Below are 21,113 nucleotides of genomic sequence, written 5' to 3'. Positions count from 1 at the left end.
CTATCCCTGTAGTCCTGCCTGCATTCGCCATTCATTCTTTCTCTCTAGCGGGCAACAAGTCGATGCGAGAAACCGATCGGTCAACCGACCGACGGGCGGAGTCGAACCGCCAGATCCCAATGTATTCCCGCAGGCATTCGCCCTGTTCGATCGGCTGGCGACAAGGATCGGCAAGACGGTGACTGCGCCACCCCGCTCCGCAGAGCGAGAGAGTGATTTGAACACCCGACCTCCCGTCTTTTCGACGGGCGCGCTACCTGTAGTCCTGCCTGCATTCGCCATTCCCGTGCATTACCTCTGGACAAACGGAAACCGTTTGAAAACCGGATTCCATTTTTCCGGGTCATGCTTGAGTCGTTAGCCGCGGCGACAAAAAGATGATGAAACATCGGGAGTCCCGCTCGTGCCAAAGAGCGCCAGCAAGGTGAGGAGTCGACCTCACGGAGCATCCCTTCATTTGGAGCTGTAGTTCCATCGGGCATTCGCCGCGGCTGTCTGTTGAGGGTGACGACAAGTCTGTTGTGAAACTGCCTTTCTGCTCTACCGACTGAGCTACGGAGCCGATTGGCAGCTCCGGCAGGAATCGAACCCGCGACCCGAAAGTTGGATGTAGTTCCACAGGCATTCGTCACGCCTTGTGTTCAGTTCCTTTCATTTTCTAACGACCGAAGCCGCGTAAAAGTCGTCGGGCATGACGACAAGGTTTGACGAAACGTCCTGCTCTATCCGCTGAGCTACGGGTCCATAGTGGCGGACCCGACGGGATTCGAACCCGCGACCTGGAGGGTAACAGCCTGTAGTTCCATCGGCATTCGTCATGCCCTGTTTTTGTTCCGGTGGTCCCGGCGGACGCGCCGCCGGGACCACTTTATTTGACGCAATTCCGGACGGAAAACCGCTTAACACTTTTCCTGGAATTGCTCAGAGTTCGACCGCCTCGATCGTGCGCACCCAGTGGTCCGGGTCGGCATTCGAGGACAGCATTGTCCCGATCACGTCAAAGACGCGGTCGGAGAACCCTCCGACATTCAGGATGTCGACCTCAGGCTCGGCCTGCGTTGTTGTGTAGGGCTGGATGTCGATGCAGACCAGCTTGGCCTTGGGGTTCAACGCCTTCAGCTTGCGCCATTCCTGCATCGTCGCCGTCCCCTGATGCGCATGCGCCGATGCATCCACCCAGGACTGGTTGTCCGACACGAACACCACAAGGTCGACATCGGCCTTCTCACGCACCAGCCGTGCCAGCGGAGCCGAACAGTTGGTTCCGCCACCACCGATGGCAGCCAGCTTGGCGGCATTGGTCATCACCGTATCGCGAGCGTTGAGGCGGATATCCACCACATCGTTCTCGAACGGCAGCACCTTCGCCGTCGGGTTGCGCCGCAGCATCGCGGCGGCCACCAGGGCAGCCACGTCGATGCAACGCACGGCCGAAGTCGAACCCTTGCGGTACCCGGTCGCCGGCGAGCTCATGGACCCTGAAACGTCAGGGCACACGACCACATTGCCTTTGATCCGGGGCACGTTGCCGAGCGCGATTTCCATCGCATCCTGCAGCGCGTCCCTGACCTCGCCGGGCACCTCCGCACCGGCCATGGTGAACGCCACCATGAGCTGATACGGGAACACCCGGGCGCGCCGGATCTCCTGGGGGTCGCGCAGTCGCGCCGCCAGCTTTTCCGCGAACCCTTCCACTTCGAACACGCCGTTGCGGGCGAAAGTGTTGAGGTTCTGCCGCAGCATCTGCCATCCGGCCGTCTCCGCTATCTGCACCCAATGCTCACGCGAAAGCGGCATCGAGGTCAGCATCTGAAACGGCACATCAGGCACAGGCAGCGACGGATCGCGCTTGAACGCCTCGAAAGCCTTGACCACGTTCGGCAAGGCCGCGATGTCATGCGGTTTGCCCAAGAGGTAGCCATAAAGCGCCTCACGCGATGCCGATTTCGGCTTCGGGTGAACCATCTTGATGACATCGGCCAGCGACGGATCGTTCCCGACCGCTGCCCGCATGATCTCGAAGTCGGCCGCCTGCTCAAGCCAGGCCTGAACCAGACGCTTGGGCCGCGATCCAAGCGACTTGCGCCCGGTGGCTCCAGACCGCATCACCTGCACGAAGTTGCGCAGCATCTTTCCGTTTCGGACAATGCGCCCGAATGCACGGTTGAATTCGTCGCCCTGCATGCAAGACAGGATGGCAAGCAACAATGCCGGCATGTCCTTCATGTAGCCTTGCTCAAAAGCGTGGACGGCGGTGCGTGCCAGGAATTCCGGCTCCACCTGCCAGGCGAGCTTCAACACCTCGTCGAACTGCTCACGCGGCTCGGCATAGAAAGTCGCGTTGAACGTTCCCGTCGCCGCCAGCTGCGCCAAGGCCTGATGGGGTGTCAGGCGGTAAGCCCGGGCACCTTCATGGTTCTTGGCGGCAGCCAGCGGGAGCAGCTTTCCTGCAATCGTCGCAAACACGGATTTGTTCGCCATTGTTTTCATCCTTCATTTCACACCAGCATCACTGCAGGCGGCGTGCCAGTTTGAAGGGAGCGCGCGCTTTCCTATGGTCACGCTGTATCAAGATGTTGTTTTTATTGCATATAATTTTTACCGCGAAATCAGGACTGCGACGAACGCTGTTTACGGCGACGCAGAAAAGCGATAGAATGATATCGTAGTTTATACCAAGGGATAAGAATGAGAAGACGCGTCGCCATTGGCATCCTGGGAACGACGCTTGACGCGGGCCGCACGGATGACCGCTGGCGAAAATGGCGGCCAACGGTTGCGCTGTGCCAGCAGCCGGGGCTTTTCATCGATCGCCTCGAACTCATCCATGGGACTCAGTCGCGGCAGCTGGCCACGCAGATCATTGCCGACATCGAGCAGGTCTCGCCTGCCACGGAGGTCAGGCCCCATCTGATCAGCATGCGCGATCCCTGGGATTTCAGCGAAGTTTACACCGGCCTGCGCGATTTCGCCCGCGCCTATCAATTCGATCCCGAGAAGGAGGACTACCTCGTCAACATCACCACCGGCACCCATGTCGCCCAGATATGCTGGTTCCTGCTCACCGAGGCCCGCTTCATCCCGGCGCGCCTGCTGCAGCTTTCGCCCCGCAAGCAGGGCGCAGACGAGGATGTTTCCGGCAGCCATTCGATCATCGATCTCGATCTGTCGCGCTACGATGCGATCGCCACGCGCTTTACCGCCGAGCGCGACGAAGCGACGTCGTTCCTGAAATCGGGCATCGCCACCCGCAATCCGGCCTTCAACCAGATGATCGACCAGATCGAGAAGGTGACGATCCGCTCGCGGGCGCCGGTGCTGCTGACCGGGCCGACGGGCGCCGGCAAGTCGCAGCTGGCCAGGCGTATCTACGAGCTCAAGAAGGCGCAGCGGCAGGTTTCCGGCGCTTTCATCGAGGTCAATTGCGCGACGCTGCGCGGCGATCAGGCGATGTCGACCCTGTTCGGCCACGTCAAGGGCGCCTTCACCGGCGCCGAGAACGAGCGCGCCGGGCTGATGAAATCGGCCAACAAGGGCGTGCTGTTCCTCGACGAGATCGGCGAACTCGGCCTCGACGAACAGGCCATGTGCCTCAGGGCCATCGAGGAAAAACGCTTCCTGCCGGTCGGCGCCGATCAGGATGTGATGTCGGACTTCCAGCTTCTGGCCGGCACCAATCGCGATCTGTCGATCGGCGTCAAGGAAGGCAAGTTCCGCGAGGATCTCTTCGCACGACTGAACCTGTGGACCTTCCAGCTGCCGGCGCTGCGCGACCGCAAGGAAGACATCGAGCCGAACCTCGACTTCGAACTGCGACGCTTCAGCGAGCGCGAGGGGCAGAACGTCACCTTCAACAAGGAAGCGCGCGACCTCTATTTGAAATTCTCGATTGTGCCGGAGGCGATGTGGCGGGCCAATTTCCGCGATCTGTCGGCTTCGGTGACGCGCATGGCGACGCTGGCGCCGCTTGGCCGCATCAACGAGGAGACGGTGCGCGACGAGATCGACCGTCTGGCCACGCTCTGGCGGGCCGGTGATGCCGACGACCGGGAGGCCATCCTGTCGGAGGTTCTCGGTCCCGAGCGGCGAAACCAGATCGACATCTTCGATCGGTCGCAACTGGCCACGGTGCTCGCGGTTTGCCGCGACAGCAATTCGGTCAGCGCCGCCGGGCGGAAACTGTTCGCGGTCTCGCGGCTGCAAAAAACCAGCGGCAACGACGCCGACCGGCTGCGCAAATATCTCATGCGGTTCGACCTCAGCTTCGAGGACATCGTTCAAAAATGATGGACATCGTGTGCGCCCGGATCTGCTGACCCCACGCACTTTCCCGCCCACGCACTTTCCCGCTTGACTGACCAGCCGGACCGAATACGCTAAGGCAACATACCGGCTCTGATCGCCGGGCGGCAAACATGCCTCGTATGCCTCGCCCTTGCGGCGCTGGCTGCGGGGCATTGTCATTTCTGGGGTTCTGTTTGAAACGTCGCATCGAGATCGGCATCCTCTATTCCCGCTCGGGGAGCTATCAGCTCATCTCCGATGCGTGCCGCATGGGTGCCATGCGCGCCATCGCCGACATCAATGCCGACCGGAGCTACGGCATCGAACTGGTGCCGGTCGAACGCGATCCGCAAAGCAACGCCGACCGCTACGCGACACTCTGCGAGGACATTTTCAAGACCAGCAGCGCGCGTCATGTCGTCGGCTGCGTCACCTCCTGGAGCCGCAAGGAGACGATCCCGGTGCTGGAGAAGGCCGGCGGCATGCTGTGGTATGCCTGTCCTTATGAAGGGTTCGAGGCCAACGAGCACGTCGTCTACATGCACGCTTGCCCCAACCAGCACCTGGTGCCGCTGATGGCCCACGTCGTGCCGCGCTTTGGCGCCAACGGCTTCCTGCTCGGCTCGAACTACATCTGGGGCTGGGAGATGAACCGCGTCGCGCGCGACCTGATCGCGGACGCCGGCGGCAAGGTGCTGGGCGAGCGGTATCTGCGTATCGGCGAGACCGACGTGTCGCGTCTGATCGCCGAAATCCGCGCCACACGGCCGAGCTTCGTTCTCAACAATCTGATCGGCACCTCGTCCTACGCCTTTCTGGCCGCCTATCAGGAACTGGGCAACGAGGATCCGGCCTTCCGTCCGGAAACCTGCCCCGTCATCTCCTGCAACCTCACCGAGGGTGAACTGCCGGCGATTGGTGAAACCGGGAAGGGCCATCTGTCGGTCGGGCCTTATTTCGCGCCGCGACCAGCGGCCTTCGCCTCATCCTTCGAGGCCTCCGCCTATGCCTCGGTGCAGGTGATGGCCGACGTGCTCTCCCGCGATGCCGAAGCCGGCCCGGCGGAATTTTCGAAAGCCTTCGCCGAGCGACGCTTCTCCACCCGGCTCGGGCCGATCGCCATCGACGCCCACTCCCAGCACGCGACACTGCCGGTGATCATCGGGCGCATCGCCGACGGCTTCTTCGAGGTCGTCAGCCGCGAGGATGAGGTGGCGCCGGACCCCTATCTGTCGCGCTACGACCCCGCCAAAACATTCGGCCGTCCGCGCCTGAGGGTGGTGTCGTGAGCAGAACGCCGCGCATCCCCAATCTTGGTGGCGCCAGGGCCTTTATCCTGCATCGCCCGCATCCGACGGTGCAGGCCATCACACGACAATTGTCGGCCATCGGCCTGATCGCTCTGGACTGCTGGCCAGAGCTGCCACCCGAGGCGCTGGCTGCCGATTTCGTCTTCTTCGATGCCGATCTCGGTTTCGACGAGCAATTCCCGTGGAAGCCGGGCGAAGCACCGATGCCGTTGGTGGCGCTGATCGGCTCCGAGGCGCCCGGCCGCATCGAATGGTCATTGTCGCATAAGGCCGACGCGCAACTGTTGAAGCCGGTCGGCACTGCCGGCGTCTACAGCGCGCTGCTGATCGCCCGCCAGAGTTTCGAGGCACGAAAACACTTAGCCGGCGAAATTTCAGCACTCCGCCAGCGCGTCGCCGAACGCCAGACCATTGTGCGCGCGGTGGCGGCACTGTCGAAAGGATCGGATGACGAGCGCGCCTATGCGCAGCTGCGCTCGCTGGCGATGAGCTGGCAGATCAGCGTCGAGGATGCGGCGCGCCGGATCGTGGCGATGACAAGTGAAGAAGCAACGGGTGAGGAAGGCGGCGATGACCAGTCCCATCGCGCCTGATCTCACGGCGCCTGCGCGCATGCCGGCCAAGCCGCGCGCCGGCGTCTGGCGCCGGCTGGTCAAGCGCCGTCTGGCGCTGCTCGGGCTGGTGATCGTTGCCGTCGTCGTTGCCGGCGCTGTGCTGGCGCCATGGCTGACCGGCTATGATCCCAACGAGCAGATGTTCGATGGCCTGACCATCGAGGGCTCGCCCTTGCCGCCGGATGCCAAATTCTGGCTCGGCACCGACCTGCTCGGCCGCGACCTGTTGACCCGCATCCTCTATGGCGCCCGCACCTCGCTGATCATCGGTATCGTCGCCAATGGCGTGGCGCTGTTCATCGGCACGCTGGTCGGCGTCACCGCTGGTTATTTCCGCGGCTGGATCGGCAGCGCGCTGATGCGCTTCACCGATCTGATGATGGCTTTTCCGGCGCTGCTGCTCGCCATATGCCTGGCGGCGGTTTTCCAGCCCAGCCTGTGGATCGTCGCCATGGTCATCGCGCTTGTCAACTGGGTGCAAACCGCGCGCGTCATTTACACCGAGACGTCCTCGCTGGCCGAGCGCGAGTTCATTGACGCCGAACGCACCATCGGGGCGAGTGCACCGCGCATCCTGTTTCGCCACATCCTGCCGCATCTCCTTCCGACCATCATCGTCTGGGGCACGCTCGGCATTTCGACCACGGTGCTGCTCGAGGCGACGCTCTCCTTCCTCGGCATCGGCGTGCAGCCGCCGACCGCCTCCTGGGGCAACATCATCTTCGAGAACCAGACCTATTTTCAGGCAGCACCCTGGCTGGTGTTCTTCCCGGGTGCCGCGATCCTGGCATTGGCGCTGGCCTTCAACCTGATCGGCGATGCGCTGCGCGACATCCTCGATCCGACGCAGAGGGGCCGGGCATGATCGCCTATCTCGGCCGCCGCCTGATCCAGTCGCTGCTCATCCTGCTCGGCGTCTCGCTGATCACCTTCGCGCTGCTCTACCTGTTGCCGGCCGACCCGGTGCGCCAGATCGCCGGCCGCAGCGCCACACCGCAGACGGTCGAGAACATCCGCCAGCAGCTCGGCCTCGACCAGCCCTTTGTCGTCCAGTACTGGCGCTACCTGACCAAGCTCGTCAGCGGCGATCTCGGCCGCTCCTATATCCAGCGCTCCGAGGTCACCGAGCTCATCGTCTCGCGGCTGCCGGCCAGCCTGCTTTTGATGGTCGGCGCCATCCTGTGCGAACTGCTGATCGGGCTCTCGATGGGCCTGATCGCCGCCGTCAAGCGCGGCACCGCCACCGACCAGACCTTGATGGTCGCCTCCTTCGTCGGTGTCTCGGCGCCGCAATTCGTCGTCGGGCTTTTGCTGCTCTATGTCTTTGCCGTGCGGCTGAGCTGGTTCCCGATCGGCGGCTACGGCACCTGGCGTCATCTCGTGCTGCCCTCGCTGACCATGGGCATCCTTGGCGCCGGCTGGTACGCGCGCATGATGCGGTCGTCGATGATCGACGTGCTGCGCCAGGATTATGTGCGAACCGCCCGTGCGAAAGGTCTGGCACGAAGCGCCATCATTTTCCGCCACGCACTGCCCAACGCCATCCTGCCCGTCATCGCCATGATCGGCATCGACATCGGCATCTTCATGGGCGGCATCGTCGTCGTGGAAAGCGTGTTCGGCTGGCCCGGCATTGGGCAACTCGCCTGGCAAGCCATCCAGCGCGTCGACATTCCGATCATCATGGGCGTCACGCTGGTCTCGGCCTTCGCCATCGTGCTCGGCAACCTGCTCGCCGACATCATCGCACCGTTCATTGATCCACGCATCAAGCTCAGATGAAACCAAGAAAACAAACAGAGAAAGGGAACATAACAATGAAAAAGTTTCTCGCATCGACCATCGCGGCATCAGCGCTGGCGCTGATGCTTGGCATGGCAAGCGCCCGCGCCGAAGACACCATCGATCCCAACGCCAAGCAGGGCGGAGAGATCATCGCCACCTACAAGGATGACGTCACCACGCTCGACCCCGCCATCGGCTATGACTGGCAGAACTGGTCGATGATCAAGAGCCTGTTCGACGGGTTGATGGATTACGAACCGGGCACGACCAAGCTGAAACCCGACCTTGCCGAAAGCTACGAGATTTCGCCGGACGGCAAGACCTTCACCTTCAAGCTGCGCCACGGCGTGAAATTCCACAATGGCCGCGAGATGACGGCCGACGATGTTAAATATTCGCTCGACCGCGTCACCAACCCGAAGACCCAAAGCCCGGGCGCCGGCTTCTTCGGCTCGATCAAGGGCTATGACGATGTCGCGGCCGGCAAGGCCGACAGCCTCGCGGGTGTCACTGTCGTTGACCCCTACACCGTCAAGTTCGAACTAAGTCGGCCCGACGCCACCTTCCTGCATGTCATGGCCATCAATTTCTCGCATGTCGTGCCGAAAGAAGAGGTGGAGAAATACGGCGCTGATTTCGGCAAGCATCCGGTCGGCACCGGTGCCTTCAAGCTGGCCGAATGGACGCTCGGCCAGCGCATCGTCTTCGTGCGCAATCCGGACTATTGGCACAAGGGCCTGCCGCATCTGGACAAGATCACCTTCGAGGTCGGCCAGGAGCCGATCGTGGCGCTGCTGCGCCTGCAAAAGGGCGAGATCGATCTGCCCCTCGACGGCATTCCGCCGGCAAAATTCCAGGAGGTGATGTCCGACCCTGAACAGAAGGCGCGCGTCGTCGAGGGCGGCCAGCTGCACACTGGCTACATCACCATGAACACCACCATGGCGCCCTTCGACAATGTGAAAGTGCGCCAGGCCGTCAACATGGCGATCAACAAGGCGCGCATCATCCAGATCATCAATGGCCGTGCCGTGCCTGCCAACCAGCCGCTGCCGCCGTCGATGCCGGCCTACGACAAGGCCTTCACGGGCTATCCCTATGACGTTGCCAAGGCCAAGGCGCTGCTTGCCGAGGCTGGCCATCCCGATGGTTTCGACACGCAATTGTTCGCCATGAACACCGACCCCAATCCGCGCATCGCCCAGGCCATCCAGCAGGATCTGGCTGCCATCGGCATCAAGGCCAGCATCCAGGCGCTGGCACAGGCCAACGTCATCGCCGCCGGCGGCGACAAGGCCGGCGCACCGATGATCTGGTCCGGCGGCATGGGCTGGATCGCGGATTTCCCCGATCCCTCGAATTTCTATGGTCCGATCCTTGGCTGCGCCGGTGCCGTTCCCGGCGGCTGGAACTGGTCTTGGTATTGCAACAAGGATCTCGATGCCAAGGCCGCCGAAGCCGACTCGATCGTTGATCCGGCGAAGTCCGATGAGCGCTATAAAATGTGGAGCGACATCTACGCCAAGATCATGGCGGACGCGCCCTGGGCGCCGGTCTTCAACGAGCAGCGCTTCACCATGAAATCCGCGCGCATGGGCGGCGCCGACAACCTCTATGTCGACCCGGTCCACGTTCCGATCAACTATGACAATGTGTACGTAAAAGATGTGCAATAGCTGCGACTACACCATCCACGGACGTCACCACCATTTCGGCTGGGATAATTCGTTTGTCCCGGCCGAGCGCGTGGCGCCCGGCTCGACCATCGAGTTCCAGTGCCTGGATTCCTCCGGCGGCCAGTTGAAGGCCGACAGCACGGTCAGCGATATCGCCAAGCTCGATTTCGCCCAGATCAACCCGGTGACCGGACCGATCTTTGTCGAGGGTGCGGAGCCCGGCGATGCGCTCAAGGTGACGATCGAGCTGTTCAAACCGTCCGGCTTCGGCTGGACGGCGAACATTCCAGGTTTCGGCCTGCTTGCCGACGACTTCAAAGAGCCGGCGCTGAACATCTGGAAATACGACGCCGCCTCGCTCGAGCCGGCGCTGTTAGGCAAGAATGCCCGTGTGCCGCTGAAACCCTTTGCCGGCACCATCGGCAACGCGCCGGCTGAGATGGGTCATCATTCGGTGGTCCCGCCGAGACGCGTCGGCGGCAATCTCGACATCCGCGATCTCGCCGCCGGCACCACGCTGTACCTGCCGGTGGAAGTGGCGGGCGCGCTGTTTTCGGTCGGCGATACCCATGCCGCGCAAGGCGACGGAGAGGTCTGCGGCACGGCGATCGAGAGCCCGATGGACGTCGTGCTCAAACTCGACCTGGTCAAGGATGCCAGGCTGAAGACGCCGCGCTTCACCACTTCGGGCCCGGTGACGCGCCATCTCGATGCCAAGGGCTATGAGGTGACGACCGGTGTCGGTCCGGACCTGATGGCTGGTGCGAAGGAAGCTGTCGCCCAGATGGTCGACCTGCTCGCCGGCCGCTACAAGATCGACCCGGTCGAAGCCTATATGCTGGCTTCGGTGTGCGGCGATCTCCGCATCAGCGAGATCGTCGACATGCCGAACTGGGTGGTCTCGTTCTACTTCCCGCGCTGCGTCTTCGAATGAACGCAGGCGTGGCCAGGAAGCGGACCGGGGCGGCTGCCCCGGTGGCGGCGGGACCGGTGCTCGATATCGCCAACCTCTCCGTCAGCGTGCGCGGCGAGGAGGGCGAACGCGAGGTCGTCTCCAACCTATCGCTGACGCTCAAACGCGGCGAAACGCTCTGCATTGCCGGCGAATCCGGCTCCGGCAAGTCGATGACGGCGCTGGCGATCATGCAATTGCTGCCGCAGCCTGCCGCCCACATATCATCCGGTAAGATTCGTCTCGGCGATACCGACCTGGCGACGCTTGACGAGCGCCGGATGCGCAGCATTCGCGGCAACCGCATCGCTATGATCTTCCAGGAGCCGATGACTTCGCTCAACCCGGTGCTGTCGATCGGCCGGCAGCTCACCGAATCGATTGAGGCGCATACCAGCCTCTCGCAGGCTGAAGCCCGCCAGCGCGCCATAGAGGCGCTGAAGGCGGTACGCATTTCGGAAGCCGAAAGCCGGCTAAGGCAGTTTCCGCACGAACTGTCCGGCGGCATGCGCCAGCGGGTGATGATCGCCATGGCACTGGCGCTCGAACCCGATGTGCTGATCGCCGACGAGCCGACGACGGCACTCGACGTCACCGTGCAAGGCGAGGTGCTCGAGTTGCTACGCGACCTGCAGCGCCAGCATGGCACCAGCGTCATCCTGATCACCCACGACATGGGCGTGGTCGCCGAAATGGCCGATCGAGTCATCATCATGCGGCACGGCCGCATGGTGGAGGAGGGCAAGACATCGGACATTTTTGCCCGGCCGCAAGCCGACTACACGCGCGAGCTACTGGCCGCCGTGCCGCGCATCAGCAGCGGTGTCGGCCGCCTTCCATCCAGGGACGTTGAGGCCCCAGCGCCGGCCAATGTCGCTGAGATCAAAGACCTGCATGTCCGCTTTGATTTGCATGGCGGATTCTTCGGCCGGGTCACCCGCCGCGTTCATGCCGTCGAGGGCGTCAGCTTCTCCATCGCGCCCAACGAGACACTGGCGCTGGTTGGCGAGTCCGGCTGCGGCAAGTCGACCACCGCCAAGGCGCTGGCCGGGCTTGTGCCGTATAGCGGCGACATCGTCATTGGCAGGCGCAATTTGTCAGGCCTCGGCCGTGACGAGCGCAAGGCTGTGCGCCGCGACGTGCAGATGATTTTTCAGGACCCCTTTGCTTCGCTCGACCCGCGCATGCGCGTCGGCGACCTCGTCGCCGAGCCGCTGGTCATCCACGGCATCGCCTCGAAGGACGAGCGCGGCCAGCGTGTCGCGGCGCTGTTCGAGCGCGTCGGCCTGTCGGCCGACCAGATGGAGCTTTACCCGCATGAATTCTCCGGCGGTCAGCGCCAGCGCGTCTGCATCGCCCGTGCACTGGCCTTGCGGCCGAAGCTGATCATCGCCGATGAAAGCGTCTCGGCGCTCGATGTCTCGGTGCAGGCCCGCGTGCTCGACCTGTTGAAGGAGTTGCAGCGTGAATTCGGCGTCGCCTATCTCTTCATTTCGCATGACATGGCGGTGGTCGAGAACATCTCCGACCGCGTCGCCGTCATGTATCTCGGCCAGATCGTCGAGATGGGCACCCGCGACCAGGTCTTTTCCAACCCCCGCCACCCCTACACCAGACGCCTGATCGAAGCCGTGCCAGTGCCCGATCCGGCGCAACGAAGAAGCCGCTTCGCCCGTCTCGACCAGGAGATCCCGAGCGCCACCCGCAGGATCGGCGAGCCGCCCCCGAAGCTGGCCTTGCAAGATGTCGGCAACGGCCATCTCGTTGCTGCCGGCAATTAAACCGGAACGATGTCACTGCTCTCCGGGGTTCTCTGGGGGAATCCCGCCAATTGGCCTAGCGAATACAAGCTTTCCATCTCTTCGGCAGGGCGTCCGGGGAATAGGTCACTCCAGAGCTGCACGATATGTTCGGCCATCTTCAGCCTGATCGCCAAATCCGTTTCGTATGTTTGCAGCACATGCTGGTGAATCCTCTGCCGCGTTCGAACGAGCGCCTCTGCTCGGGATGCCACGATGACGCTGCTCACGCTGTTCACGTGTCGACGGTGATGGTTGAGCACCGCGGCTTCATAGGCGACGGAACCGTCGCGGATTGCTTCGAGAATAAAGTACCAGTCGCCGCTCGTCGGCAGGGATAGGACATGCTCGACAAAGTCGGGCGTGATGTCGAACTTCCGGAAAACAGCCGCACTGATATTAGGGACCGTGTTCTTGACGCCCAGCCCCTCGTTGACTTCCTGTTGCGCCGAAACCTGGTAGCTGCGTCTCCATTTGAAATCGGAGAGATCGGTGAGATACCGGCTGGATAGATAGTCGCCGACGATTTCGCTTCGATCGTTGATGATCTTCGATGCGCAAAAGGCGAATTTCACGCTTGGATCGCGAAACAAGGGCACGAGGGTTTCGAGGAAAGCCGGATCGGATACGTCGTCGGCTTCGGCGATCCAGATCAGATCGGCTCTTGCGAGCGCTATGCCCTTGAACCATTGCGGATAGGGCGCTCCGGAGTTCTTCTCATTGACGATGACATGGGTGCCATAGATTCCGGCATAATAATCCAGAATCGATCGGCTATCGTCTGTCGAGGCATCATCCAGGATGATGAGCTCGAAATCCTGAAAGGACTGCCCCAGAATGCTTTCCATGCGCTCGCTGAGGTAGCGGGCGTAATTGTAGTTCGGCACGATGATCGATACGGCGGGCGGCTTGTTTGCGACCTCGCGCATGGTCGACAGCAGGCGCGGGAAGACCCGATCGGTGGAAAAATGCCGCCTTGCCTTGCCGCTCGCCTGCTTGCCGAGCTTCATCCGCAAAGGCCGGTCCTGGATCAGTTTCAGCGTCGCATCGGCCATCGCGATGGGATCAGCCCAATCGACGATGATACCGGCATCGTCTTCGACGAAATCCGGTGCCCCACCGCTGCCTGCAAAGCAGATTACAGGCAATTCGGCGAAGGCCGCCTCCAGGATGACGCGGCCGAACGGCTCTTCGCGCGATGTCAGCAGAAACAGGTCGGCACCCCGCAGATAAGGGCGCACATCGTCGACATTGCCCAGGAATGTGACCTTTTCGCCCAATCCGTCCGCCAGCAACCTGTCGACTTGCTGCGACCACGTACCCAGAGCCTCATCCCGCTCCGACCCCGGAAACAAGCCCAACCAATAGAAATGGCAGTCTTCAACGCCGCGTGCCCGGAGAATCCTGGCCACTTCGATAAACAGGTCAGCCCCCTTGCGGAATGGCATTCCGAGGCCGGACCCCACGACGATGGTGCTGTCCGTCGGCCAGCCGGCCAGCCGACGACTTCCAAGGCGCTGGATTTCGGTAAGATTGTGATCCGCGCTGGACTGCGGTACCGCGCTTGGAAGTACGTCGATGATGTTCGAGCCGACACTGTATTCGGCTATCAGATAGTCCCGGACACTACGGGAACACGCTACGAATTTCCGCGTGTGGGAAACGACTTCCTCCATGTCCTCCTTTGCGAATCGGGCCACGCTCGTTGCCAATTCCCTGGCATGCGTCAGGATAGGACTGTCCAGTTGACCGAGCAGCGCGTGCACACGGCCGGTTGCAAGACTGTTGCAATAGATCAGGTCTGGTCGGCCACCGCACCAGGCCGTGATGCGGGCCAGTTTGGTGGGCGTCGTGTCGGTCTTCGAAACCAGATCATCCAGGAGCACGGTATCGACCATGCGTCGAAACTGTTCAAGCTGTTGACCGCCTGCCAGGCACAGCACCTTGATCTCCAAGTCCGTGTGCGCTTGCAGCCATTGGAGGATGTCGAGCAACGACCCCTGTGCGCCGCCGAGGCGCGCATCATGCGACACGAACAGAACGCGCCAGGAAGAACTCCCAGGCAATTTTCCGGCCGCCGGCGGAGCAGCCACGACGTCCCGCGTCTGCTGCAGATAGGCGTAGCCATAGCGGGCATCCGGCTCGAGATATGCGCCCTCAGCCCAGTCGTTCCAGGCGTTGACGAAGATCAGCCGACTGTCGAAATCGGCAAAACGATTGCATGTATCTGCGACCGCGTTGGCGAGCCATTCGCGATAGCCGGACGGCGACGCATTCATCCAGATGCTGGTTGTCTCCCTTCTCTGCGCCGTGTTGTCCCATGACGGGCAAAGTCCGCGAAACAGTGTGTAGGGGACCTGAGGATAGGCTCGGCTGCGACCAACAAGGTCTGCCCAGTCATGGATATCCCCGCAGAAATCGCTCTTGAACGGCGGCATGCTGGCGCTGCTTTCGGGAAATGTTCCGAGATTGGGCGGAAATTCGACAGCGGCGTCAAACCCGAATTCCGCTGGGTCAATAGTGTCTAAAGACTGCGGATAGGCCAAAAATATCTCGCCGATGCCGGCAGCCCGGCAATAGGTCCTCCAGCGCTCTGCCGTTTCTACCGCCGACGGAAGCAGTCCGGGCCGGTGGACCATGAGCAGCGGCTTGCCGCCGATGCGTACATAGCGCCGATCGCGGAAATAGCCGGCTACATATTCGATGAAGGCGAGATCGTCCTCGGGTGAATGCGACTGCAGGACCTGAACCTCCTGATGGCGTCCGCCCCAACGGCGCCCCCACTGTCCGTTTGCCCAGTTGATGCAGAAGTCCATTTCGTGCGTGTCGTTTTCGATGAATTGGGTGATTGGCATCTCGAGCGGGCGGCTGCCGTTCAACCAGTAGAAGTGGAAGCAGAATCCCGAGAGGCCGTATTGCTGGGCAATCTCGATCTGTTGCTTCTGGACGTCCTTTATCCTGAGGTCATAGAAACCGAGGTCCGCCGGCAGCCTGGGCTGATGGTGACCGTTGAACTGTGGCACCGCGCGTGTCACATCAGTCCACTCCGTGAAGCCCTTTCCCCAAAAGGCGTCGTTTTCAGGAGTCGGATAAAACTGCGGGACATAGAATGCGATGACCCGCGCCCTCAATCCGGCTGGCCGCCTTTCGCTCGATCGCGGCACATAAGTTGCCGGGATGCGCCGGGTTTCACGTTTTTCTTTCCTGCCAAAACGGATGTAGTGATCCAGCGGATTGATCGCGGTGATTGTAACGTCCGTATATCTGGTGAGATAGTATTCGGTGTCGAAATCAATATTCGGATCTCGAGACTCGGCGGCACCGTGATCGATATAATGCATGATCGGGTCGGCCCCGCGCTTGGCCACGTCGGGATTCTGAGCAAGATACCAAGGCCCGTCGAACTGTCCGCTGGCTCGAATGCGTTGCCAGACGCGAAATCTCTTCCACCGCCTCCTGCTGGTCATCGATCTTAAAAGGATCATGAAGTCGGCTTTGTTCAACGACGTCCGCCTTCTAGCGATCAGGCTTCATTTTCATCGTCCCAGGCAGTTCCGGAGACTTTCGTGCAGATCATTCCGAGGATCCGCTCGAGGGCATGTTGCAAAGTGCCGTCCAGTTGGCCTGTCTCGCCGGGAAATGACGCCAAGGACAGATCGAGCCGCTTGAGCGGCTCCAGTGCGCGGCGGCGCACCCAGAACATGGTTCCGGCAAAGAAGTGGAGAGGAGAGTCAGCGGCCATGCCAAGCATCTCCAGCAGAGTCAGGATCGCCTCCCTGTTCTTGCCCCACCCCGCTGCCTCGGCCTTCCATTCATTGGGCAGCAGAAAGCGACGGGATCCGATCATCCCAGTTTCCGGCGAACGCTCGAAAGCGGCTACAATTCGGTCGACCACATCGCGCGATCCGATCAGGTCGAAGGCACTTGCCTGGCGCCAGATCTCGCCCAGAACCATGCGCGGCCCGCTCGATCCCGACTTCTTGCCGTGCAGTTTGCAGATGAGATCGAAGCGATCGAGCCTTCCTTCGCGCAGCAATTGCACGAAGGGGCCGATGTCGCGGCCGCGATTGTCATAGACCATGATCTCGGCAGCCGGAAATCTTGCCTGAACGCGTTCCGTCAGTGTCGCGTCTGGCCCGGTCAGCGTGAGGATGAGGTGGAACGGCCGATCGATCGCCTCCAGCAGCGTTTCGAACTCGGGCCAGAGATCGGAGTAATGCAGATGCATCGCAACGGCGATCTTTGGCTCGGCGGCAGGCAGGCGTTCCCTGGCTTGTGCCGGTGGGCCGTCGAAAAGTCGCGACAGGGTTTTCTGCAGATTGTCGCTCGCCACGCCAAAGCCCCACCCGGTGAGGCTGACCAGCGCAGCGGTCAAATGCTGCCCTTCTGCTCCTGCCAGATGCAGCAGAGGCCGCAGGACGATGCCCTGGCCCAGCGGCAGTTCAAACTGCTTCTGCCGTCGGCGGCGGCGCAACACTAAACCAAGATCGCCAATCCCTATCCGGCGGATGCCTGAGGCAATGATGTCGCTTCTGTCGAATTGCAGCGACACGCCGCCTTCGCTGCTTTTGAGCAGATAGGACGTCCGCTTGGCGACCGGCACATAGACGACCCTGTCGGGATGTCCCCGGCGGCATACATTTAGCCGGAGAAACGGCATCCGCCTGTCCGTTGGCGAAAGCTCCACGATGTAGCGTCCTGGCGCGTGAATGTGGATTTCGCTCAAGGCACCGCTTCGGTCGACACCGCATGCCCCGCCTATTTGCGGTTTGCTGGACAGGACATCAGGCAAGGCAACTCTTGTGCCGGCAGCGTCAGGCGACATAGCCGCTGTTCCGATTCGCGTGCGATCGGTCAAGGATACTGTCGAAGATACCGATCAGCCGGCCCAGGGAATTGATCAGTCTGTTTCGGTTAAGCGTCAGGCAATAGAAACCTATTTTCGTCGAATAACGGAGTATGTCCACAAATGGACTGTAGGCGATGCCATATTTTCTGCGCAAGTGAATCTCCGATCGCATCTTCGACCGATGCCGGAAGATCCGAGACCCGATCGACTGCGCAACGGAGGTGCCAATGTCGTGGACAGCATGTGCGCCACTGACAAGGATCATCGGCTCATTGCGCTGAATCAGACGGTGCGAGAGGTCATCATCTTCGAAATACAGGAAGATTTCCTCGTCAAACCCTCCGGCATCCAGGAACAGCGTTCGCTTGATCATGAACACGCCGCCATTGACGAAGCGGACGCAACAATCCCCCCAGACCTGCCGAATACGTGTGGGCAGCGACACGCCGGAAAGGCGATCAATCTCGCTCTGCTCGCGAAGCCACAGCCGCCCGTCCACCGTGTTTGTGAGTGGCACAAAGACGCTGCAATTCGGATAGCGCCCAGCCGCCTGCATGAGCGCATCGACGGCGCCGGTCCCTAGACGCACATCGGGATTGATGAACAGCAGATACTCTCCCGATGCCGCTGCCGCCCCAATGTTGCAGGCGTGGCCAAAGCCGAGGTTTACAGCATTATCAATGCGGTGAACGGCAAAGCCTGACAGGGCGGCGGAAAGATCGTCGGTGCTTGCATTGTCGACGCACACGATCTCCAGGCCTGGCGGCAGGCGAGCCAGCGCGCCGCGCACGGTATGCGCGCTGTTATGCGTCACGGTGACAACGCTTATCGACCTGTTCATTACCAAAGCCACCCTGATATCTCAGTTGGCTTCCCCCGTTGGAAGACTAGCGATCCAATCTAGGCGTTGCCACTTCGGGGGTCGAGTCCATACTCCTGACTAAAAAAGGGGCAACTCTTCGCCGATCTCGATCTCAAGCTTGGCCGCGATCCGCTGCAGCGGCGATCCCCTGCAGGGATTCGAATATGAATCCGCACCGGCCCCTTGCCGTTCATGCTCATTTTGCTCATGTTCAATACCGTTTGCTGATGATCGTTGGGGGACGGTCGCATTCACAATGGGAGGAAGTTGACCATGAAGGCATGCTATTTCGTTTCCGCCGCGCTTCTCGCCGCGGCCGCGGTCCCCGCTTCGGCCGCCGAAATTTCCGATGGGAAAGTCAAGATCGGCATCCTCAACGACCAATCGGGCGTCTACGCCGATTTCGGCGGCAAATGGTCGGTCGAGGCGGCCAAGATGGCGGTCGAGGATTTCGGCGGCAAGGTTCAGGGAGCGCCGATCGAAATCATCAACGCCGATCACCAGAACAAGCCGGACATCGCCTCCAACATTGCGCGGCAGTGGTATGACACCGAACAGGTCGATGCCATCATGGAGCTGACGACCTCATCGGTGGCGCTCGCCGTCCAGGGGATTTCCAAGGAAAAGAAGAAGATCGATATCGTTACGGGTGCTGCGACCACCGAGCTGACCGGCAAGCAATGCTCGCCCTATGGCTTCCACTGGGCCTATGACACCCATTCGCAGGCGGTGGGAACCGGCGGCTCCCTGGTTCAGCAGGGCGGCGACAGCTGGTTCTTCGTCACTGTCGACTATGCCTTCGGCTACTCGCTCAAGGAGCAGACCACCAAGTTCGTCGAGGCCCACGGCGGCAAGGTGCTGGGCGAGGTGCGCTATCCCCTGGGGTCGACCGATTACTCATCCTTCCTTTTGCAAGCCCAGTCGTCGGGCGCCAAGGTCATCGGCCTGGCCAATGCCGGCCTGGACACGTCCAATTCCATCAAGCAGGCCGCCGAATTCGGCATCGTCCAGGGCGGCCAGCGTCTTGCAGCCCTCCTGTTCACGCTGGCCGAGGTGCATGGGCTAGGCCTGCAGGCGGCGCAAGGCGTCGTGCTGACCGAGGGCTATTACTGGGATCGCGACGACAAGAGCCGCGAATTCGGGCAGCGCTTCTTCAAGCGCACCAACCGCATGCCGAACATGATCCAGGCCGCGACCTATTCGGCGGTGACGCAGTATCTGAAGGCGATCGACAAGGCCGGCACCGACGAGACCGAGGCCGTTGCCAAGCAGCTGCATTCACTGCCGGTGGACGACGCCGTGATCACCAACGGCAAGGTGCAGGCGGACGGCAACATGGTCCACGACATGTATCTCTACCAGGTCAAGGCGCCCAGCGAGAGCACCAAGGATTGGGACTATTACAAATATCTCGCCACCATTCCCGGCAAGGAAGCCTTCCTGAGCGAGAAGGAAAGCGGCTGTCCAACGGCGGCCCAGTGACCGGCGCGGCCATGGCGCCGCCTGATCTCGACGGGAACGAACCGCCTGTGGTGCTGTCCGCCCGCGGGTTGCGGCGCGACTTTGCCGGCTTCGTTGCCGTGAGGAATGTCGACCTCGATGTGCGCCATCGCAACATCCACGCCCTGATCGGACCCAACGGCGCCGGCAAGACGACCGTCTTTAACCTGCTAACCAAATTCCTGGCGCCGACCAGCGGCAGGATCGAACTTCTGGGCACCGATATCACCCGCACCTCGCCGGCGAAGGTGGCGCGGATGGGGCTGGTGCGCTCGTTCCAGATATCGGCGATCTTTCCGCATCTCAGCGTGCTCGACAATGTGCGCGTCGCGCTGCAGCGGCCAAATGGGCTTGGTGTTCAGTTCTGGCGCTCGCTGGCGGCGCTCGATCGGTTGACGCCGCGCGCTGTGGAGTTGCTGCGTTCCGTGGGCCTCGATGATGCCCGTAACAAATTAGCCGGCGATCTTTCCTACGGCAGGAAACGTGTGCTCGAGATCGCCACGACCCTGGCGCTCGATCCGAAAGTGCTGCTGCTGGACGAGCCGATGGCCGGCATGGGACATGAGGACGTGGCCACGGTTTCCGCCCTCATTCGTTCGGTGGCACGCGACCGTGCGGTTCTGATGGTCGAGCACAATCTGACGGTCGTGGCCGATCTCTGCGACTGGATAACGGTCATGCAGCGCGGCGAGGTGCTTGCCGCCGGCGACTACGCCACCGTCAGCCGCGATGAACGGGTAAAGGTCGCCTATATGGGCACCGCCGATGACTAGCGCCGCGCCCCTGCTTGCGGTTCGTGGCCTCAACGCCTGGTATGGCGAGGGCCATGCGCTGCACGGCGTCGATCTGGAAGTGTTTGCCGGCGAGACGGTCACGCTGCTCGGCCGCAACGGCGTCGGCAAGACGACGACGCTGCGCGCCATCATGGGGCTGATCCGCAAGCGAACCGGCGAGGTCGTTTTCGACGGCGCGGATCTGATGCGGCTGCCGCTGCACCGCACCGCGCATCAAGGTATCGGCTTCGTGCCCGAGGAGCGCGGCATCTTCGCGACACTGACCGTCGACGAAAACCTGGTCCTGCCGCCGGTCGTCGCCGAGGGCGGCATGAGCGTCGCGGAGATATTCGATCTCTTCCCCAATTTGAAGGAGCGGCGCAACAGTCCCGGCACCAGGCTGTCGGGCGGCGAACAGCAGATGCTGGCGATCGCGCGCATGCTGCGGACCGGCGTGAAGATGCTGCTTCTCGACGAGCCGACCGAGGGGCTGGCTCCCGTCATCGTGCAGCGCATCGGCGAGTTGCTGGTGACGCTGAAAAAGCGCGGCATGACGATCCTGCTGGTCGAGCAGAATTTCCGCTTCGCCAGCCGTGTCGCCGATCGTTTCTACCTGATGGAACACGGCAAGGTCGTCGCCGGATTTCCGACCGGTGAACTGGCGGACCGCATGACGCAACTCCACGACGTTCTGGGTGTATGAGGGCGC

The 21,113-nt window shown here is 61.8% G+C and carries 15 protein-coding genes; 11 read left to right on the top strand and 4 right to left on the bottom strand.

The features are described from left to right. Positions 1–921 precede the first annotated feature (921 nt). Positions 922–2,481, bottom strand: a complete 1,560-nt coding sequence (locus tag EB235_RS03775; protein ID WP_027032287.1) for a vWA domain-containing protein — start codon at positions 2,479–2,481, stop codon at positions 922–924. 207 nt (positions 2,482–2,688) lie between these two features. Here EB235_RS03775 and rtcR point away from each other — a divergent pair, with 207 nt between their 5' ends. From rtcR to EB235_RS03735, 8 genes are all read left to right on the top strand, one after another. Next, positions 2,689–4,287 (top strand): RNA repair transcriptional activator RtcR, encoded by a 1,599-nt coding sequence (rtcR, locus tag EB235_RS03770; protein WP_027032288.1) that lies wholly within the window; start codon positions 2,689–2,691, stop codon positions 4,285–4,287. A 191-nt stretch (positions 4,288–4,478) separates the two neighbouring features. Further along, complete coding sequence (locus EB235_RS03765; protein WP_027032289.1) at positions 4,479–5,573, top strand: transporter substrate-binding protein; 1,095 nt, start codon at positions 4,479–4,481, stop codon at positions 5,571–5,573. Further along, complete coding sequence (locus EB235_RS03760; RefSeq protein WP_027032290.1) at positions 5,570–6,187, top strand: ANTAR domain-containing response regulator; 618 nt, start codon at positions 5,570–5,572, stop codon at positions 6,185–6,187. Before EB235_RS03765 ends, EB235_RS03760 begins: the two co-directional genes overlap by 4 nt. Continuing rightward, the gene (locus EB235_RS03755) at positions 6,165–7,073 is read left to right on the top strand and encodes an ABC transporter permease (protein WP_027032291.1); all 909 of its coding nucleotides are present in this window, start codon (positions 6,165–6,167) and stop codon (positions 7,071–7,073) included. The genes EB235_RS03760 and EB235_RS03755 overlap by 23 nt, the downstream gene beginning before the upstream one ends. Beyond that, positions 7,070–7,990 (top strand): ABC transporter permease, encoded by a 921-nt coding sequence (locus EB235_RS03750; RefSeq protein ID WP_027032292.1) that lies wholly within the window; start codon positions 7,070–7,072, stop codon positions 7,988–7,990. Before EB235_RS03755 ends, EB235_RS03750 begins: the two co-directional genes overlap by 4 nt. A 35-nt stretch (positions 7,991–8,025) precedes the next feature. Next, on the top strand, positions 8,026–9,669 hold the full coding sequence (locus tag EB235_RS03745; RefSeq protein WP_027032293.1) for an ABC transporter substrate-binding protein: 1,644 nt from the start codon (positions 8,026–8,028) through the stop codon (positions 9,667–9,669). Then, positions 9,659–10,603 carry an acetamidase/formamidase family protein gene (locus EB235_RS03740; protein ID WP_027032294.1) on the top strand — a complete coding sequence of 315 codons (945 nt, stop codon included), beginning with the start codon at positions 9,659–9,661 and terminating at the stop codon, positions 10,601–10,603. Before EB235_RS03745 ends, EB235_RS03740 begins: the two co-directional genes overlap by 11 nt. Further along, positions 10,600–12,402 carry an ABC transporter ATP-binding protein gene (locus EB235_RS03735; RefSeq protein ID WP_032925739.1) on the top strand — a complete coding sequence of 601 codons (1,803 nt, stop codon included), beginning with the start codon at positions 10,600–10,602 and terminating at the stop codon, positions 12,400–12,402. The genes EB235_RS03740 and EB235_RS03735 overlap by 4 nt, the downstream gene beginning before the upstream one ends. Here the strand turns inward: EB235_RS03735 and EB235_RS03730 are convergent. From EB235_RS03730 to EB235_RS03720, 3 genes are read right to left on the bottom strand one after another with little or no spacing between them, the layout of a single operon-like run. Further along, positions 12,399–15,923 carry a glycoside hydrolase family 99-like domain-containing protein gene (locus tag EB235_RS03730; protein WP_080680887.1) on the bottom strand — a complete coding sequence of 1,175 codons (3,525 nt, stop codon included), beginning with the start codon at positions 15,921–15,923 and terminating at the stop codon, positions 12,399–12,401. The two genes, EB235_RS03735 and EB235_RS03730, sit on opposite strands and share 4 nt — an antisense overlap. 20 nt (positions 15,924–15,943) lie before the next feature. After that, on the bottom strand, positions 15,944–17,212 hold the full coding sequence (locus EB235_RS03725; RefSeq protein ID WP_167334886.1) for a rhamnan synthesis F family protein: 1,269 nt from the start codon (positions 17,210–17,212) through the stop codon (positions 15,944–15,946). Between the two features lie 22 nt (positions 17,213–17,234). Next, positions 17,235–18,110 carry a glycosyltransferase family 2 protein gene (locus EB235_RS03720; protein ID WP_245268870.1) on the bottom strand — a complete coding sequence of 292 codons (876 nt, stop codon included), beginning with the start codon at positions 18,108–18,110 and terminating at the stop codon, positions 17,235–17,237. Between the two features lie 294 nt (positions 18,111–18,404). Between EB235_RS03720 and EB235_RS03715 the strand changes: the two genes are divergently transcribed. The 3 genes from EB235_RS03715 to EB235_RS03705 are packed head-to-tail and all read left to right on the top strand — an operon-like array spanning position 18,405 to position 21,107. Then, positions 18,405–19,613 (top strand): ABC transporter substrate-binding protein, encoded by a 1,209-nt coding sequence (locus tag EB235_RS03715; RefSeq protein WP_027032298.1) that lies wholly within the window; start codon positions 18,405–18,407, stop codon positions 19,611–19,613. Positions 19,614–19,624: 11 nt separating this feature from the next. Further along, positions 19,625–20,404, top strand: a complete 780-nt coding sequence (locus EB235_RS03710) for an ABC transporter ATP-binding protein (protein ID WP_027032299.1) — start codon at positions 19,625–19,627, stop codon at positions 20,402–20,404. After that, positions 20,397–21,107: an ABC transporter ATP-binding protein gene (locus tag EB235_RS03705; protein ID WP_027032300.1), complete on the top strand. Its 711-nt coding sequence runs from the start codon at positions 20,397–20,399 to the stop codon at positions 21,105–21,107. Before EB235_RS03710 ends, EB235_RS03705 begins: the two co-directional genes overlap by 8 nt. Positions 21,108–21,113 lie beyond the last annotated feature (6 nt).

Origin of the sequence: Mesorhizobium loti R88b (genome assembly GCF_013170845.1) — a bacterium.
In the GTDB taxonomy this organism is placed as follows: Bacteria; Pseudomonadota; Alphaproteobacteria; order Rhizobiales; family Rhizobiaceae; genus Mesorhizobium; species Mesorhizobium loti_B.
The sequence above is the reverse complement of the archived record's forward strand: the minus strand, read 5'-3'. Positions and strand labels throughout refer to the sequence as shown.

Bases quoted from the DNA above. Each gene is read 5' to 3' on its own strand.
- EB235_RS03775 (WP_027032287.1), bottom strand. From the start codon at position 2,481: ATGGCGAACAAATCCGTGTTTGCGACGATTGCAGGAAAGCTGCTCCCG.
- rtcR (WP_027032288.1), top strand. From the start codon at position 2,689: ATGAGAAGACGCGTCGCCATTGGCATCCTGGGAACGACGCTTGACGCG.
- EB235_RS03755 (WP_027032291.1), top strand. From the start codon at position 6,165: ATGACCAGTCCCATCGCGCCTGATCTCACGGCGCCTGCGCGCATGCCG.
- EB235_RS03750 (WP_027032292.1), top strand. From the start codon at position 7,070: ATGATCGCCTATCTCGGCCGCCGCCTGATCCAGTCGCTGCTCATCCTG.
- EB235_RS03745 (WP_027032293.1), top strand. From the start codon at position 8,026: ATGAAAAAGTTTCTCGCATCGACCATCGCGGCATCAGCGCTGGCGCTG.
- EB235_RS03740 (WP_027032294.1), top strand. From the start codon at position 9,659: ATGTGCAATAGCTGCGACTACACCATCCACGGACGTCACCACCATTTC.
- EB235_RS03735 (WP_032925739.1), top strand. From the start codon at position 10,600: ATGAACGCAGGCGTGGCCAGGAAGCGGACCGGGGCGGCTGCCCCGGTG.
- EB235_RS03720 (WP_245268870.1), bottom strand. From the start codon at position 18,110: ATGAACAGGTCGATAAGCGTTGTCACCGTGACGCATAACAGCGCGCAT.
- EB235_RS03715 (WP_027032298.1), top strand. From the start codon at position 18,405: ATGAAGGCATGCTATTTCGTTTCCGCCGCGCTTCTCGCCGCGGCCGCG.
- EB235_RS03710 (WP_027032299.1), top strand. From the start codon at position 19,625: ATGGCGCCGCCTGATCTCGACGGGAACGAACCGCCTGTGGTGCTGTCC.
- EB235_RS03705 (WP_027032300.1), top strand. From the start codon at position 20,397: ATGACTAGCGCCGCGCCCCTGCTTGCGGTTCGTGGCCTCAACGCCTGG.